Genomic DNA, 15,825 nt, shown 5'->3' with positions numbered 1-15,825 from the left:
GCCATTTGGACCGTGAGTCTGACTGACGATCCGCTGGATGGAGGCAGACTGGACCGACCTCCCGCATCCGGCACCTGCCGACCATGCCGCTTGAGCCGTTGTTGCCGCTGTTTCATCGGCTGAATCGTGAACACTTCGAGGGCTCGCTCACCCAGGGGCACCAACCCCTGGTTGCCGTTCGTTGGAGCGATGGTCGGCTTCGCCGCACCGCCGGCCTTTACCGGCGTGGTGTGTCCGTGGCCCCCCCCCTTGGCAGGGAAATCGTGTTGTCGCGGCCCCTGTTGGGGTCACTGCCGCGCGAAGCCACGGAGAGCACCCTCTGCCACGAGATGATTCATGCCTGGGTGGATCTCGTGCTGAAGAGCAACGAAAGCCATGGCCCCAACTTTCTGGCGCGCATGCAGGCCATCAATGCGGTTCAGGATCGCTTTGCGGTGAGCGTGCGGCACCGTTTTCCAGTGCCTCAGCAACCACCGCGTTGGATTGCTGTGTGCCCACGCTGCGGACGGTGCACGCCCTACCGGCGGCGCGTGAAACAGGCCGCTTGCCGCCAATGCTGCAATCAGCATCATGGGGGTCGCTGGCATGCCAGTTGTCTGCTTGTGTACGAGCCGGCCCCAGAGGAGCGCTGACGTTCATGGATCTGTTTCTCTGGGTCTTGGAGATCGGTGGGGTGTCCATCGCTCTCATCGGCATGCAACGGGAACGTTGGTTGGAGCAGCGGCGTCGGTAACGTTGAACCATGGATGCACGTCGACAACGCCGCCAGCGTGGTGCTGAGCCATTGGATTCGCGGTTTGATCAATGGATTGAAACGGGGCGGCAACTGGTGGATGGCGTCTCCGGTACCCGTCCCGGACGGCGTGGCGGCGGGCGGCCGCAGGTGGGATCCCGCCTTGATGCCGTTGGCCGTTGGGTTGGTGATCGCGTGGATTGGCTCCTGGACGAAGACGACGACTGGAGTGATCGTGTGCCGACCCCTGAGTCCTCCGCAGGGACGAGGCCCCGGCCTTCGGGCAAGCGTCCCCTCGAGGCGATGTCGCGGCGGCAACCGCTGTTGATGCCTCCGACTGAAACCCGTCCTCAGCCGCGCGTAGAACCCGTTCAGGAGGATTGGCCAGACGACGCAGACTTCCGCGTCGACCGTTGGCAACGCTCAGAGCGTCCACCCGCTCCTGCACCGGAGCCGTCCCCGTCAGCATCCATGCCAGAGCCGCGAACGTCGGTTCGTCGCTCCTTCCCCCGTTCCAGTCGTCGGCGCGACGGAGCCTGAGGCTCAAAAGCCCCTAGGCTCCGCGCAACTGAATCAACCGAGATGAGCAACCTGGTGGTTGTGGGCTTCCCGAAGGTCGCGGAAGCTGAGGATGTTCGGCGTGAGCTGGTCACCATCCAGCAAGAGCATCTGATCACCTTGGAGGATGCGGTGGTGCTCGAGCACGGAGACGATGGTCATGTGCATCTGCGCCAGGCGATCAACATGACCGCAGCTGGTGCCATGGGCGGCACGTTCTGGGGTTTGCTCATCGGTTTGATCTTTGCCAACCCCCTGCTGGGGGCTGCGGTGGGGGCTGGCGCCGGTGCCGCGTCCGGGGCCCTCAACGACATCGGAATCAACGACAAGTTTCTCGCGGAACTGGCGGAGACCTTGCCCCAGGGCAGTGCCGCGCTGGCGCTGTTGGTGCGCGACTCCACGCCGGATCGGGTGATCGAGCGCCTGCGCCGCCACGCTCCCCATGCCCGGCTGATCCACACCAACCTCAGCCACACCGATGAAGAGGCGCTCAAGGCGCAGTTGGAGACAGCGCGCAAGCAGGCTGAAGCTCTCAGGCTGTCTTGATCGGCCGCTGCACCTGGTAGCGGCAACCGCGCCGGTTCAGTTGCTGGTTCACCGCGTCGACCAGATCGGCAGGGAGTTCCTCGGCCATCTGATCAGCGCTGGTCGTGATCGAGGATGATCCAGCCGCCATGGCTTCAAGCAGATCCGTCCATTGGTTCACGTGCTGGTCTTGGCTGAGGGGGTGATGTCCCTGACGTTCGAGAACGACAGAGCAGAGTTCAGCGTTCCAAAGCGCGGAGCGGCCCTTGCGGTGGGGAGCACGTTGTTCGGCTGCACCCATCTCCAGAGCTGCGGGGGTGGGGCAGCCATGGCGGTCCCGCCAGCCTTCCCGCTCCAGCACGCGTCCGCAATGGCGGGCGGAGAGGCCGAACGTGCGGCCGAGATCGTGGAGGTTCACCCAGGTGGAGGTCGCCATGGAATCGTTGCCGATAGGCGCATGATTGCTGCAGCACAACAGCAAGCAAGTTGTCAAGTGCAAATCCCCATCAAACGCTGGGTTTCTTCATGACGCTGCATGAAGCGGCCGGCGTGGAGCTTCTCCAAGCCAGCGTTCCAGAGCTGGGCTGAACACTTCCCGGATCACGGTGAGTTCCTTCCCCTGGCGGAAGAAGCGGTAATGGCGGCTCCAGAAGGGTCCCGGCTCGCCAAAGCCCTGTTCGAGCCAGGGGGCAGTCACCAGGGCCAGACCATCCACTTCCCGGAACAGCTCTGAGCGTCCCTGGGTGAGGCTGATCCAGATCGGCAGGTTGCGGTCTTGGAGGTGTTGCTCCGCTTCGGTTTGGTTCCACCAGCTTTCCGCCCAGGCCAGAGTGATGCCGCCGCACTCCAGCCATACCTGTCGTCGCAGCAGGGGATAGCTGAGTTCACGCACTTCCCGCGGCGCGCCGTGCAGTGCCGTATCCGCTTCCATGGCACTGACGCGCACGGCGACCGGATGGCTTGTCAGCAAGCGCAGGTGCCTTGTGGGGCTGCCATCTCCAAGCAGCATCAAGCGCCAGGGGCCAGGCAGCCAGCCGGGTTCTTCGCCTGCCAGAACGGCAGCGGTGGGAGCCTCCCAGAGCACAGTTGGCGAGGGGGTCAGGGCGTCGATGGGGTTCAGAAGGCACCTCCCACTGAGAGTGAACGGCTGGCGCCGCCCCGTTCGATCACCGCCCCGTTCGCCGTCACGCTGCGCAGGGACCAGCCACTGTTGCCGATGCTTTCCCCGGGTGCTGCCGATAAGGACTGGTTACCGAGTTGAAAGATGGCCGATCCCTGGCCTCCGCCGCTGTGGACCACACCCACCAGCAGTGGCTCCGGGGTTACGGGCACCGCTGCTGCAGCCGATTCCACCTCTGCGGGTGTTGGTAATGGGTCTTCCGGTCTGGGTAGGGAGCGGATGGGAATGGTCACCGGCTCCAGTTGCTGAACCACTGGCGGGGCTGGAATCGGCTCCTGGGGGTTTTCAATCGCCGTGGATGCCTCTGAGGGCTTGGTGGTTGCTGTGCGCTGACGCAGCTTTTCAATCAGGGCCAGGTTGCGTTCCCGCTGCAGGGCCTGTTGGGCGCTCCACCACTGAAGACCCAAGCTGAAGGAGCCCAGCACTCCCATCAGGGTCAGCACCAGCAGGCTGATGGGGACGCGCTGCCTTGGCTCAGGGGCCTTCGAGCTGGCCGTTGACGTTGAGGCGGGGGTTGGCGGTGGCGTTTTGACGTCACGCACTTGCACCTGAACGGCCTCCAGGGTGCGTTCCCCGTCGCTGAACACCCGATCCATCACCTGCTCAGCGCGCAGGTTCCAGTAGGCCTGGGATGTGGGGAGGCGAGGAGACACCGCAGGTTGTTGTCTCCATCAACGCTATCGAGCCTGGCCAGTAGGGGCGAGGTGTGACGTGCTGGGTTGACTGCGCCGTTGCTGCAGCTCGAGCCACATCAACAAAGAGGTGAGATCGGCTTGGCTCACCCCAGGGATCTGGCTGGCCTGGCCCAGGGTGAGTGGGCGCACTGCTGTGAGCTTTTCACGCGCTTCCCGCGACAAGGTGCTGATGCTGGCGTAGTCGATGGTTTCAGGAAGCTTGCGCCGGCCTTGGCGTTTCACCTGGTCGATCTGCTGCTGTTGGCGAGCCAGGTAACCGCTGTATTTGATGTCGATTTCGGCGCCTTCGCGCACGGGCAGGGGGAGGCCTGCATCGGCCAGGCCGTGGCGCACCAGGTCGGCGGCATGCATGCCCGGCCGGCGCAACAGGTCGGCCAGGGTGATCGAGCCTTTGATGGGCGCACCGGTTTCTTGCTCCACAGCTGGGGCTGCAGGGTCACTCACCTTCAGGCGCTGCTGTTCCAGCCGCTGCTTTTCAGCCTCCATCGCCTGGAGTTTGTCCTCAAACAAGCGCCAACGACGGTCGTCGATCAAACCGAGCTCACGGCCCAGGGGGGTGAGGCGGCGGTCGGCGTTGTCGCCGCGCAGCACGAGCCTGTATTCACTGCGACTGGTGAGCACCCGGTAAGGCTCGCGCAGATCCTTGCTCACCAGATCGTCGATCATCGTGCCGATGTAGCTGCCTTCTCGAGGGAAGTGCACTGCCTCTTCAGCGCGGATGCGCCGTGCGGCATTCAGTCCAGCCACCAGCCCCTGGGCTGCGGCTTCCTCGTAGCCCGTGGTGCCGTTCAGTTGGCCGGCGCTGAAGAGTCCCTGCACGCGTTTGGTCTCCAGCGACGGCAGCAGTTGGGTGGCGGGCAGATAGTCGTAATCAACGGAGTAGGCCGGCCGCAGCATCACGGCTTGTTCCAGGCCAGGCAGGCTGCGCAGCAGTTGCAACTGGATCGGTTCAGGCAGGCCGGTGGAGAAGCCCTGCACGTAGATCTCCGGCGTGTCGCGCCCTTCGGGCTCCAGGAAGATCTGGTGGCTGTCTTTGTCGGCAAAGCGCACGATCTTGTCTTCGATCGAGGGGCAGTAGCGCGGTCCCTTGCTGTCGATCACGCCGCCGTAGATCGCGGTGAGATGCAGGTTGTCTTTGATCAATTGATGGGTTGCTGCCGTGGTGCGGGTGATATGGCAGCTCATCTGTTCGCCGCTGCTCCAGGCGGCGGGGTCAAAGGAGAAGAAGCGGTCGGCGGCGTCGCTTGGTTGCTCCTCGAGTTGATCGAGGGCGATGCTGCGCCGGTCCACCCGAGCCGGGGTGCCGGTTTTGAGCCGATCGGTGTGGAAGCCCAGTTGCTGGAGTGCTTCAGTGAGCCCTTCGGCGGCCTGCTCGCCGGCCCGGCCTGCAGCCATCCACTGGTGGCCGACCCAGATGCGACCCCCAAGAAAGGTGCCGGCGGTGAGCACAACCGCCTTGGCGCCGTAGACGCTGCCGAAATAGGTGCGCACACCGCTGATGCGGGCGGCTGGCCCTTGGCTGGGATCCCAGTGTTCACCGCCACCGCTGGGATCGCCGTCGATCTCCAGCCCCGTCACCATCGCTTCGCGCAGGGCCAGGTTGGGGGTGTGCTGCAGCAGCTGCAACATCTGGCGGGAGTACTGACGTTTGTCGGTCTGCGCACGCAGAGCCCACACCGCAGGGCCGCGGCTGGCGTTGAGGATCCGTTTCTGGATGGCGGTGGCGTCGGCGAGGCGGCCGATCACCCCACCGAGGGCATCCACTTCATGGACGAGCTGGCTCTTGGCGGGGCCACCCACGGCCGGATTGCAGGGCTGCCAGGCGATGCGATCCAGGTTGAGGGTGAACAGGGCGGTGTTCAGCCCTAAGCGAGCACTGGTGATGGCGGCTTCACAGCCGGCATGGCCACCCCCCACGACGATCACGTCGAAAATTTCTGTGGGAGAGAAGCTGTTGGCCATCGCTCCAGTATCGGCAATCGGCTTACGCCGCCAGGTTGCGGAAGCGCGTGAACTGAGGCTCGAACAGCAGCTTCACGGTGCCCACCGGGCCGTTGCGGTGCTTGGTCACGATCACTTCGGTGATGCCGCGGTCGGGGGTTTCCGGGTTGTAGTACTCGTCGCGGTAGATCATCAGCACCAGGTCGGCGTCCTGCTCGATCGAGCCGGATTCGCGCAAGTCGCTGAGCATCGGTCGTTTGTTGGTGCGCGACTCCACACCACGGCTGAGCTGGGAGAGGGCGATCACTGGCACGTTCAGTTCCCGGGCCATCTGTTTGAGGGCACGGGTGATGCGCGAAATTTCCTGCACGCGATTGTCAGGGCTTGATCCCTCCATTAGCTGCAGGTAGTCGATCACCACCAGGCCCAGCTCCTTGCCCTGCTCCGCCATCAGCCTGCGGCAGAGCGAGCGCATCTCCAGCACACCGGAGTTGGGTTTGTCGTCGATAAAGATCGGCAGCTGCCCCAGGGTGTTGATGCCCTGGCCCAGCAGCGGCCACTCCTCCTGTTGCAGCCTGCCCGTGCGCAGGCGCCCGGCTTCGATGCCCACTTCCATCGACAGCAGCCTGTAGGTGAGCTGCTCTTTGCTCATCTCCAGGGAGAACACGCACACCGGCAGGTCGTGGAGCTGGGCCACGTTTTTGGCCAGGTTGAGCACGATCGATGTTTTGCCCATCGCTGGGCGTCCGGCCACGATGATCAGATCACTGCGTTGCAGGCCCTGGGTCATGGCATCCAGGTCGTAGAAATTCACCGGGATGCCCGCCACCGAGGTGCCAAGCGAGCGGCTTTCGATCTCGTTGAAGGTGCTGGTGAGAATTTCGGCGGTGGGGGTGAGGCCCTTCGAGGGCTTCTCCTGACTGATTGCAAAAATCGTCTGTTCGGCTTTATCGAGCACCTGCTCCATCGGCAGGCTCTGGTCAAAGCCCAGCTGGATCACCTCGTTTCCGGAGCGGATCAGCTGCCGGCGCAGGAACTTGTCCATCACCAGGCGGGCCACCTGTTCGATCGAAGCGGTGGAGGCCACTCGCTCCACCAGCTCCACCAGCCGGCTGCTGCCGCCCACTTTCTCGAGCGCTCCTGTGTCGGCCAGCCAGGCCGTCATCGCCGTGAGGTCGGTGGGTTTGCCTTGGCTGTGCAGCATCACCGCCGTGCGGAAGATCTCCCGATGCGCGCCGAGATAAAACGCTTCCGGCTGCAACACATCCGCCACCCGGCCGATGGCGTCGGGGTCCAGCAGGATGCCGCCCAGCACGGCTTCCTCGGCCTCCAGGTTCTGGGGCGGCAAGGAATCGGGCAGGGCTTCGAAGTTGGGTTCATCTCTTCGACGCCCCTTGCCGAAACCGCGGCGATCCCCATCGGTGGACTCGCCACCGGCATCCGTCAGGGGAACGCTCACCATGGGCCTGATCTTTCAACGCCGACGTTCACTCTGGCGTACTTGTGAGCACGCAACAGAGTGGGTTGTGACGGCCTCACCCGTCCATCGGCGACAGAGGTCAGTAGCTGACCACTTCCAGGTTGATCTCAGCGGTGACTTCACTGTGCAGCTTGACGCTGACCTTGTAGTTGCCGGTGCGGTGGATGTCGGGAACGGTGATGTCGCGGCGGTCCACCTCTTTCTTGGTGGCCTCCTCGATCACTTCAGCCACATCACCGTTGGTGACGGTGCCGAACAGCACGTCGTCATCGCCGGTTTGCTTCTTCACGGTGAAACGACCGATCGTGTCGAGGGCGGTGCGGAAGGCCAGGGCTTCCTGCTTGAGCGCGGCCTGGCGCTCAGCCTCCTTGGCTCGGCGGTGCTCCACCTGCTTCATCACCGCGGGGGTGACGGGGACGGCTTTGCCGTAAGGCAAAAGGAAGTTGCGGGCATACCCGGGGGCAACTTCCACCATGTCGCCGTCCCGGCCGAGGCTGAGAACGTCCTCATTCAGAACGACTTGTACGCGCTTGGCCATGGCGATGATTTCGGACGACGACGAATGAGCGATCGGTTACTTTACGACGCCACGGGCAGGCGAATTTTCGTGGCCAATCCCAGGGCGCGCATCAGTCGGATGTGTTCCCAGGTGAGGTCGATCTGCCCCGGCTGCAGTCCGTGGCGGGCGGAGTGGGGATAGGCGTGGTGGTTGTTGTGCCAGCCTTCGCCGAAGGTGAGAGCGGCCACCCACTTGTTGTTGCGGGAGGCGTCGCCGCTGTCGTAAGCCACGGTTCCCCAGCAGTGGGTGGCGGAGTTCACCAGCCAGGTGACGTGATACACGAGCACGAGGCGCAGGGGGATGCCCCACAGCACCAGGGCCCATCCTCCCGCTCCGGTGGCGGTGCCGATCCAGAACAGCAGTGCGGCCAACGGCAACTGCAGCAGCAGGAAATTGTTGTTCAGCCAGCGGTAGTACGGATCCTGGGCCAGATCGCCGGTCATGCGTGGCACGGCCTGCATGGCTGGGACGGGTTCGAACATCCAACCCATGTGGCTCCACCAGAAGCCGCGATGGCTGTTGTGGTGATCCGCATCCGTATCAGAAAACTTGTGGTGATGGCGGTGCAATCCCACCCAATCAATCGGACCGTGCTGGCAGCTGAGGGCGCCGCAGGTGGCGAAGAAGCGTTCCAGCCAGTGGGGGAGCTGGAAGGATCGGTGCGAGAGCAGGCGGTGATAGCCGATGGTCACGCCCAGGCAGGCGGTGACCCAATAGAGCACCAGCAGGCTGGTGACGGCCTGGCAACTCCAGAACATCGGCAGCAAGGCCAACAGGGCCAAGCAGTGGATCACGATCATGAAACCGATCGTGATCCACTGAAGCCCTTGCTTGGGTGCCGCGGAGATTTTGCCCCGACGAGGCTGGTGCAACAGAGTTGCAAGTGCCTGGGCCCGGTGCGAAGCTGCCGGTCGACTGGGGGGTGATGGCGCAGTGATAACGCTGGAGACCATGGCCTGACCTGGTTGATATCCGCAGACTATACGCAATACGGATCCGTATCAAGCAATGAGCAACACCAATGATGCTGATCATGTGACCAGGGGTTACCGCGATCAGCTGGCCGAGGGTCGCCAGGCGATGGCCCACCTCATTCATGTCTGGCATGAGCGCAATGGTTGGTCGCACAAGGTGTTGCCTGCGTTGGCTGATGCGCTGGATCTGGGCCGTGTGCACAACTCCCAGATCTCCAACTTGCGCAACGGCAAGCTCGCGTCTCCAGGGCCTGAGGTGTTTCTTGCTCTCGGTCAGGCCAATGCCGTGCTTCACGCTGGTCTGGCCCCGATCCAGGAGCACCTGGCTGAGGTGCATCCCGATCTGCTCAAGGTGTTGAAAGACGGATCGGTGCCCTTGCTGGATGCCCGGTCCAACCCTCTGGGTGCGGGGGCTTTGTTCGAGATCTTTGTGGGCTTGGCGTCCTTGCCCCCTGGCTTCGATTGGCGGATTGCGCCCCAGGAGTCGGCGCTTCTGAGTGCTGCCATCGCCGACAGGCTCTGCCGCGGTCAGTCGTGGCGTCAGTGCCGCGATCTGGTGATGGAGGCTTACCCGGTGAGCAAAACCCAGCGTCGCGAGCGTTTCGCCGAAGTGATGGCGGGGATGCGTGACTACAGCGCCGAGGAACTCGACGGTGAGTTCCTCGATCTTTATGCCACGCACCTCAAGCTGGAAGGGCGACAGGGTCTCAGCGCTGAAGCCTTCCTGGCCGAGTTGCGTGCGAGCACTCAGCCGGGGTAACGGGCCTGGCGCACCCGGCGGGTCAGCCCCAGTTTCTGCAGCAGCCGGATGTGCAGCCAGGTGATGTCCACCTCGAACCAGCGCAGGCCATGACGGGCACTGGCCGGATGGGCGTGGTGGTTGTTGTGCCAACCCTCGCCGAACGACAGCACCGCCACCCACCAGCAGTTGCGGGAGAGGTCCGGGCAGTTGAAATTGCGGTAACCGAACGCATGGGTAGCGGAATTCACCAGCCAGGTGACGTGGTACACGACCACGAGACGCAGGGGAATGGCCCAGAGCACGAGTCCGAGTCCGCCGCCGTGCACGCCGGCCGCATTGCCATACCAGTACAGCGCTAAACCCAGAGGGATCTGCAGCAGCAGGAACCAACGGTCAAGCCACACGTAGAAAGGACTGCTGAGCAGATCACCGGCGTAACGCTCCTTGTGCTCTAAAGCCGGGATTTCGTGAAGCATCCATTCGCTGTGGCTCCACCAGAGACCGCGACCGGCGTCGTGGTGGTCATTGGGCTGGTCGGAGAAGCGATGGTGATGGCGGTGCAGTGCAATCCACTCGATCGGCCCGCTCTGGCAGGCCAGGGTGCCCATCACCACCAAGATTTTCTCCAGCCATGAGGGCACCTCGAAGCTGCGGTGCGCCACCAGCCGGTGCAGTCCCAGGGTCACTCCGAGCACCGTCATCCAATACAGAACGGCGAAGGCGGCGAGACCTTGCCAGCTCCAAAACCGGGGCAGCAGAGCCACGGTGGCCAGCACGTGCATCACCACCATGAAGCTGGTGGTTCCTCCTTTCAAACGCCGCTGCCGCGGCGGCAACGGTGCTCTGGGAGCCATCACGGCTGCGCGCATGCGCAGCTCCCGTTGGCTGCCGGTGTCGGCTGGGCTGGTGGTAACCAAGAAGAATCTCCATGATCCGATCCAGCTGCGGTCCGAACGGATACAGAAGGAAAGGAAACAGACGGTCGGAAGTGTGAATGTAAGAGAACGCAGCAGGTTCACCGCGAGTTTTCGATGGCAATGGCTTCAGAACGGTCGGGAGCACATCCCTCCAAACCTCCCCTGGAACCCCAAGAGGCACACGCTTTAGCCCGAGCACGGGTTGCAGCCGTTCGCGAGCGTTTGGAACCTGTCGCCCGGCAGCGAACCGCTGCGGTGGCGTCCCGGTTGCGACGGGTTCTGGACGCCTTTGCGGCGGAACGGGTCGGTCCTCAGCATTTCGCCTCAGTCAGTGGTTACGGCCATGGCGATCAGGGGCGTGAGGTGATCGATCGCGTGTTCGCCAGGGTGCTGGGTGCCGAAGCCGCAGCGGTCCGGCTGCAATTCGTCAGCGGTACTCATGCCATTGCTGCAGCTCTGTTCGGAGTGCTGCGTCCGGGAGATCGCATGGTGTCGGCGACTGGACGCCCCTACGACACCCTGGAGGAAGTGATCGGTCTGCGCGGTGAGGGGCAGGGTTCCCTTCGGGACTTCGGCGTTGCCTACGAGGAGCGTCTCCTGCGTCACGACGGTTCAGTGGATGAGGAAGGACTGGATCAGCTGCTCGATCAGCCCTGTCAATTGGTGTTGATTCAGCGCAGTTGTGGCTACAGCTGGCGCCCCTCTCTCAGCGTGCAGAGCATCGGCAGGCTTTGTGAGCGCATTCACCGGCGCCAGCCCGACTGCATCTGTTTTGTTGATAACTGCTACGGCGAGCTCGTGGAAGACCAGGAGCCGCCGGCCGTGGGAGCGGATCTGGTGGCCGGTTCGCTGATCAAGAACCTCGGAGGCACCATTGCTCCTGCTGGTGGTTACGTCGCCGGCCGCAGCGATTTGGTGGAGCAAGCCTGTTGCCGTCTCACAGCTCCAGGGATTGGCCGTGAGGGCGGCACGGGCTTCGATCTGCATCGGTTGCTGCTCCAGGGGCTGTTCCTGGCTCCGCAGATGGTCGCGGAATCCCTGATCGGTGCTGATCTGGTGGCCGGAGTGTTCGCCGATCTTGGCTATCGCGTGCAGCCAGCCGCCGGGGCGTCGCGCAGCGATCTGATTCAAGCGGTGCAGTTGGGGGATGCCGAGGCGTTGAAGGTGGTGTGCCGTGCCTTTCAGGCCTGTTCACCGGTGGGCTCCTATCTCGATCCCGTGCCAGCGGCGATGCCTGGTTATGCCAGTGACCTCGTGATGGCCGGAGGCACCTTCATCGACGGCAGCACCAGTGAATTTTCCGCTGACGCTCCCTTGAGGGAACCGTTCAATCTCTATGTGCAGGGCGGCACACACCGCGCTCATGTGGAGTTGGCGTTGATCGATGCCCTGCAGGCACTGGCTGCGGCAGGACGGCTGGATCTGATCCACACTGGGTGAACATTGCCCAACTCTGGCCCGATGGCCTTCGATTTCCCTGATTCATACCGTTACGCCGACAGCCACGAATACGCCTGGCAGGACGCCGCCGCGGTTCGGATCGGGCTCAGTGCCTATGCCGTTGACCAGCTTGGTGACATCGTGTTTGTGGATTTGCCGGAGGTGGGCGCTGAACTCAACCGCGGCAGCAGCTTCGGCACCGTGGAGTCGGTCAAGGCCGTGGAAGAGATGTACGCGCCTCTCAGTGGAGTGGTGCTCCAGCGCAACGAGGCCTTGCTGGCCAATCCGGAGGAACTTCAAAACGACCCCCACGGCGAGGGTTGGCTGCTGGTGATTCAACCCGGTGACCCAAGTCAGATGGATCAGCTCATGGATGCGGCCACCTACGCGGCCAAGGTGGCCGCCACCTGACGCCCTGAATCGATTGTCCGGCAGATTTCTTACAGTTCAAGGGATTGCTTTGGCCCCATGACCCTGCTCGATCAGCGGACGTCGGCCCCCAGCAGCGTTGATCCCATCTCGTCATTCGTTCACCGCCACATCGGACCTGACGCCCAGGCGGTGGAGCGGATGCTGCAAGCCCTTGGCTATGCAGACCTTGACGCCTTTCTCCAAGCGGTTGTTCCAGGCGACATCCTCGACGCTCAGCCCCCCTGCGCGGATCTGCCTGCAGGAGTGGATGAAGCCCCTGCTCTGGCTGAGTTGCGAACGCTGGCCAGCCGCAATCAACTGAGCCGTTCCTTGATCGGCCTGGGTTACTTCGGCACCGCCACGCCGGCGTTGATCCAACGCCAGGTGCTGGAAAATCCGTCTTGGTACACCGCTTACACCCCCTACCAGGCGGAGATTGCCCAGGGGCGTCTGGAAGCACTGCTGAATTTTCAGACCCTGATCAGCGAGCTGACGGGACTGCCGATCGCGAACGCATCCTTGCTCGATGAGGCCACGGCCGCAGCCGAGGCCATGTCGATGAGCTTTGGTGTGTGCAAACGCGAGGGCGCATGCCGTTTCCTGGTGGATGCCGCCGTGCTGCCCCAGACCCTGGCCGTGTTGCGCACCCGCTGTGAGCCCATCGGTGTTCAGCTGGAGGTTGCCGAGCCGACGGACTTCCGTTGGGGTGAGGATGTTTTTGGCGTCTTGCTGCAGCTTCCCGGACGCTGCGGCCGGCTTTGGGACCCGCGCGCCTGCATGGAACGGGCCCACGCGCACGGAGCCCTGGTCACCGTTGCTGTTGATCCGCTGGCGCAGGTGCTGCTCGAGCCCGTGGGAGATCTCGGTGCAGACATCGCTGTGGGCAGTGCCCAGCGCTTTGGGGTTCCCATGGGTGGTGGCGGGCCCCATGCAGCGTTCTTCGCCACCCGTGATGCCTACCGCCGCCAGGTGCCTGGCCGGCTGGTGGGTCAGTCCCGGGACGCCGAGGGGCGTCCCGCCCTGCGCCTGGCCCTGCAAACCCGTGAGCAGCACATCCGCCGGGACAAGGCCACCAGCAACATCTGCACCTCCCAGGTTCTGCTCGCGGTGATGGCGTCGTTTTACGCCATTCATCACGGCCCCGAGGGGTTGGAGGCCATCGCCAACCGGATTGTGATCTTGCGCTCCCGTCTGGAGCAGGGGCTGGCGGCGCTTGGTTTCCCTGTGCCAGGCGGCGCTCGCTTCGACAGCCTTGATGTGCATTGCCCTCAGGCTCCTGCAGTGCATCGCCTGGCGGATCGCGAAGGGTTCAATCTCAGGGTGCTGCCCGACGGTGTGCCGGCGGACGAAGCCCTTGGCTTCGGGATCAGCCTGGATGAGCTCAGCGATGAAGCGGAGATTCAGAGTCTGCTCGCGATCGTCGCGGAGGTGGTCCAGAAGGAGTTACCGCCGTTGTCGCCGCTTGCCAATCCAACGGCGGCGATGGCCGGGGTGCCGTTGCGAGCGCGCCCCTGGCTTCAACAGAGCGTGTTTCAGGGCTATCGCAGCGAAACCGAATTGATGCGCTACATCCAGCGCCTCGTCAGCAAGGATCTCTCCTTGGTGCACGGCATGATCCCGTTGGGAAGCTGCACCATGAAGCTCAATGCGGCAGCTGAGCTGGCTCCTGTGAGTTGGCGTGAGTTCGCGGCGATCCACCCCTTTGCCCCCGTGGCCCAACAGAAGGGATTTCAGGCGCTGATCGGTGATCTGGAGCATTGGCTTGCAGCTCTCACAGGCTTTGCTGCGGTGTCATTGCAGCCCAATGCCGGCTCCCAGGGGGAGTACGCCGGCTTGCTGGTGATCCGGGCGTGGCATCGGTCCCGCGGCGAGGCCCAGCGCGATGTGTGCCTCATTCCCACCAGTGCCCATGGCACCAACCCCGCCAGTGCGGTGATGGCTGGACTGCGCGTGGTGGCTGTGGCCTGTGATGACGACGGCAACGTGGATGTGGAGGACCTGCGATCCAAAGCCAAGCAGCACGCCGATGTGTTGGCGGCCCTGATGGTCACCTATCCCTCCACCCACGGGGTGTTTGAAACCCGGATTCGAGAGATCTGCTCTCTGGTGCATGAGCACGGAGGCCAGGTGTATCTCGATGGCGCCAACCTCAATGCCCAGGTGGGGGTGTGCCGCCCCGGTGCCTTTGGCGCCGATGTCTGCCATCTGAATCTGCACAAGACCTTCTGCATTCCCCACGGTGGTGGCGGCCCCGGGGTTGGTCCGATCGGGGTCGCGGCCCATCTCCAGCCGTTTCTGCCGGGTCATCCGCTGATGCAGTGCGGGGGGGATCAGGGGATTTCGCCAGTGTCAGCAGCGGCCTGGGGCAGTGCCGGAATCCTGCCGATCAGCTGGATGTATCTGCGCATGATGGGTGCTGAAGGATTGCGCACCGCCACGGCGGTGGCCCTGTTATCAGCCAACTACCTGGCCCATCGCCTAGACGCGCACTATCCCGTGTTGTTTCGGGGTGAGGGAGGTCTGGTGGCCCATGAATGCATCCTTGATCTGCGCGGACTGAAACGCAGCGCAGGGCTGGAAGTGGATGATCTCGCCAAGCGTTTGATGGATTACGGCTTCCATGCCCCCACCGTGAGCTGGCCTGTGGCCGGCACCGTGATGGTGGAGCCCACTGAGAGCGAGAGCCTCGACGAACTCGATCGTTTCTGTGACGCCATGATTGCCATCCGGGCGGAGGTGGCCCGGATTGAGAGCGGCGAGAGCGATCGCGAGAACAATCCCCTCAAACGCTCACCCCACACCCTGGCGGCCGTGACCAACGATCACTGGGAGAGGCCCTACTCGCGGCAAGAAGCTGCTTTCCCATTGCCTGGCCAGCAGCAGACCAAGTTCTGGCCCGCCGTGGCTCGCATCGACAATGCCTTTGGTGATCGCAACCTGATTTGCACCTGCCCGAGCGTGGTGGATGTGGCTGAATCGCTTTCAGTGCGATAAATTTTCATCGAAATCGAAAATTAAACATTCGATTTTTCACTCGGCAGATGGTTTCATCACCACACTGCACAGCATCGCGTCGCATCGAAGGAGATTCATGATCAGCGACACACCCAACGGTTCAGCATCAGCCTCGAAAGATGCTGAGGGCCTCCAGCTTCCTGAAATTCCTGGATGTCTCCAGGACGCCCTCGGACGCGGTCATACCCTGCCCATCGAAGGCACCAATGTGTTGCGCGTTCCCTTTGGCGTGCGTCAGGCCCGTCGCCAGCGTCCGGAGCGTCCGGAGCGTTGGGCCACGTTGGTGATTCCCTTCCAGCCCCAGGGTTCACCAACACCACCTCCGCAGGCTGCCTGAGCCCGCTCAGGCAACCGACAGCAGTTTGGCTTCCTGTTGAAGCCGCCAATCCACCAGTGCTTTGACATCCTCCAGCGAGCAGGTGGGTGCGCGAAAAGGGAGCAGGGTCATCGGGCTGCGTTCTGGCCGTACCAGCCAGCTGTGGTTGCGTTGTTGCAGCAAAACAAAGCCGCGGTAACGAACCGCGTATTGGCGCTCTTCTTGATATCCCATTCTCGAGGGGACGATGTGTGGTGACGATGCCATTTCAGGGCACAACATCTGGGGTGTGTGTCAATTACTGATTCTCTTCGGGATCAGGTTTAAATTTGTTTATCG

17 protein-coding genes are annotated in these 15,825 nt (G+C 63.2%); 8 read left to right on the top strand and 9 right to left on the bottom strand.

Going from position 1 to position 15,825, the window contains the following annotated elements; translation table 11 throughout:
* The first annotated feature begins 83 nt into the window (after nucleotides 1-83).
* The 3 genes from SynBMKMC1_RS13855 (at nucleotide 84) to SynBMKMC1_RS13845 (ending at nucleotide 1,837) form a co-directional block, all read left to right on the top strand.
* Nucleotides 84-632 (top strand): SprT family zinc-dependent metalloprotease, encoded by a 549-nt coding sequence (locus tag SynBMKMC1_RS13855; protein WP_186472154.1) that lies wholly within the window; start codon nucleotides 84-86, stop codon nucleotides 630-632.
* 110 nt (nucleotides 633-742) lie between these two features.
* The gene (locus SynBMKMC1_RS13850; RefSeq protein WP_186472153.1) at nucleotides 743-1,273 is read left to right on the top strand and encodes an RNA helicase; all 531 of its coding nucleotides are present in this window, start codon (nucleotides 743-745) and stop codon (nucleotides 1,271-1,273) included.
* 42 nt (nucleotides 1,274-1,315) lie between these two features.
* Nucleotides 1,316-1,837, top strand: coding sequence for a DUF1269 domain-containing protein (locus SynBMKMC1_RS13845; RefSeq protein ID WP_011934310.1), 522 nt, complete (start codon nucleotides 1,316-1,318; stop codon nucleotides 1,835-1,837).
* Here the strand turns inward: SynBMKMC1_RS13845 and SynBMKMC1_RS13840 are convergent.
* The 7 genes from SynBMKMC1_RS13840 to SynBMKMC1_RS13810 form a co-directional block, all read right to left on the bottom strand.
* A complete protein-coding gene (locus SynBMKMC1_RS13840; RefSeq protein ID WP_186472152.1) occupies nucleotides 1,824-2,252 on the bottom strand; it encodes a hypothetical protein in 429 nt (142 codons plus the stop codon). The genes SynBMKMC1_RS13845 and SynBMKMC1_RS13840 overlap by 14 nt on opposite strands.
* A gap of 87 nt (nucleotides 2,253-2,339) precedes the next feature.
* A complete protein-coding gene (locus SynBMKMC1_RS13835; RefSeq protein WP_186472151.1) occupies nucleotides 2,340-2,900 on the bottom strand; it encodes a chorismate lyase in 561 nt (186 codons plus the stop codon).
* A 32-nt stretch (nucleotides 2,901-2,932) separates the two neighbouring features.
* The gene (locus SynBMKMC1_RS13830; RefSeq protein WP_186472150.1) at nucleotides 2,933-3,649 is read right to left on the bottom strand and encodes a hypothetical protein; all 717 of its coding nucleotides are present in this window, start codon (nucleotides 3,647-3,649) and stop codon (nucleotides 2,933-2,935) included.
* Between the two features lie 24 nt (nucleotides 3,650-3,673).
* On the bottom strand, nucleotides 3,674-5,653 hold the full coding sequence (gene mnmG / locus SynBMKMC1_RS13825; protein WP_186472149.1) for a tRNA uridine-5-carboxymethylaminomethyl(34) synthesis enzyme MnmG: 1,980 nt from the start codon (nucleotides 5,651-5,653) through the stop codon (nucleotides 3,674-3,676).
* Nucleotides 5,654-5,675: 22 nt separating this feature from the next.
* A complete protein-coding gene (dnaB, locus tag SynBMKMC1_RS13820) occupies nucleotides 5,676-7,094 on the bottom strand; it encodes a replicative DNA helicase (RefSeq protein WP_011934305.1) in 1,419 nt (472 codons plus the stop codon).
* A 97-nt stretch (nucleotides 7,095-7,191) separates the two neighbouring features.
* The gene (rplI, locus tag SynBMKMC1_RS13815) at nucleotides 7,192-7,650 is read right to left on the bottom strand and encodes a 50S ribosomal protein L9 (protein WP_011934304.1); all 459 of its coding nucleotides are present in this window, start codon (nucleotides 7,648-7,650) and stop codon (nucleotides 7,192-7,194) included.
* A 41-nt stretch (nucleotides 7,651-7,691) separates the two neighbouring features.
* On the bottom strand, nucleotides 7,692-8,624 hold the full coding sequence (locus tag SynBMKMC1_RS13810) for a fatty acid desaturase (RefSeq protein ID WP_186472148.1): 933 nt from the start codon (nucleotides 8,622-8,624) through the stop codon (nucleotides 7,692-7,694).
* Between the two features lie 55 nt (nucleotides 8,625-8,679).
* Here SynBMKMC1_RS13810 and SynBMKMC1_RS13805 point away from each other — a divergent pair, with 55 nt between their 5' ends.
* Nucleotides 8,680-9,405 (top strand): hypothetical protein, encoded by a 726-nt coding sequence (locus SynBMKMC1_RS13805; RefSeq protein ID WP_011934302.1) that lies wholly within the window; start codon nucleotides 8,680-8,682, stop codon nucleotides 9,403-9,405.
* Here the strand turns inward: SynBMKMC1_RS13805 and SynBMKMC1_RS13800 are convergent.
* Nucleotides 9,393-10,304 (bottom strand): fatty acid desaturase, encoded by a 912-nt coding sequence (locus tag SynBMKMC1_RS13800; RefSeq protein ID WP_186472147.1) that lies wholly within the window; start codon nucleotides 10,302-10,304, stop codon nucleotides 9,393-9,395. The genes SynBMKMC1_RS13805 and SynBMKMC1_RS13800 overlap by 13 nt on opposite strands.
* A gap of 120 nt (nucleotides 10,305-10,424) precedes the next feature.
* Between SynBMKMC1_RS13800 and SynBMKMC1_RS13795 the strand changes: the two genes are divergently transcribed.
* The 4 genes from SynBMKMC1_RS13795 (at nucleotide 10,425) to SynBMKMC1_RS13780 (ending at nucleotide 15,507) form a co-directional block, all read left to right on the top strand.
* Entirely contained in the window at nucleotides 10,425-11,744 is a 1,320-nt protein-coding gene (locus SynBMKMC1_RS13795) for a methionine gamma-lyase family protein (protein ID WP_186472146.1), read from the top strand.
* Nucleotides 11,745-11,765: 21 nt separating this feature from the next.
* A complete protein-coding gene (gcvH, locus tag SynBMKMC1_RS13790) occupies nucleotides 11,766-12,155 on the top strand; it encodes a glycine cleavage system protein GcvH (protein ID WP_011934299.1) in 390 nt (129 codons plus the stop codon).
* A gap of 57 nt (nucleotides 12,156-12,212) precedes the next feature.
* On the top strand, nucleotides 12,213-15,149 hold the full coding sequence (gene gcvP, locus SynBMKMC1_RS13785) for an aminomethyl-transferring glycine dehydrogenase (RefSeq protein WP_186472145.1): 2,937 nt from the start codon (nucleotides 12,213-12,215) through the stop codon (nucleotides 15,147-15,149).
* A 97-nt stretch (nucleotides 15,150-15,246) separates the two neighbouring features.
* Nucleotides 15,247-15,507, top strand: a complete 261-nt coding sequence (locus SynBMKMC1_RS13780) for a hypothetical protein (protein WP_011934297.1) — start codon at nucleotides 15,247-15,249, stop codon at nucleotides 15,505-15,507.
* A 6-nt stretch (nucleotides 15,508-15,513) separates the two neighbouring features.
* Here the strand turns inward: SynBMKMC1_RS13780 and SynBMKMC1_RS13775 are convergent, their stop codons facing one another.
* Nucleotides 15,514-15,720: a hypothetical protein gene (locus SynBMKMC1_RS13775; protein ID WP_186473484.1), complete on the bottom strand. Its 207-nt coding sequence runs from the start codon at nucleotides 15,718-15,720 to the stop codon at nucleotides 15,514-15,516.
* Nucleotides 15,721-15,825 lie beyond the last annotated feature (105 nt).

The organism is Synechococcus sp. BMK-MC-1 (assembly GCF_014279955.1).
Lineage (GTDB): Bacteria > Cyanobacteriota > Cyanobacteriia > PCC-6307 > Cyanobiaceae > Synechococcus_C.
Note: the sequence above shows the minus strand (reverse complement) of the source record. Positions and strands in the feature narration are given on the sequence as shown.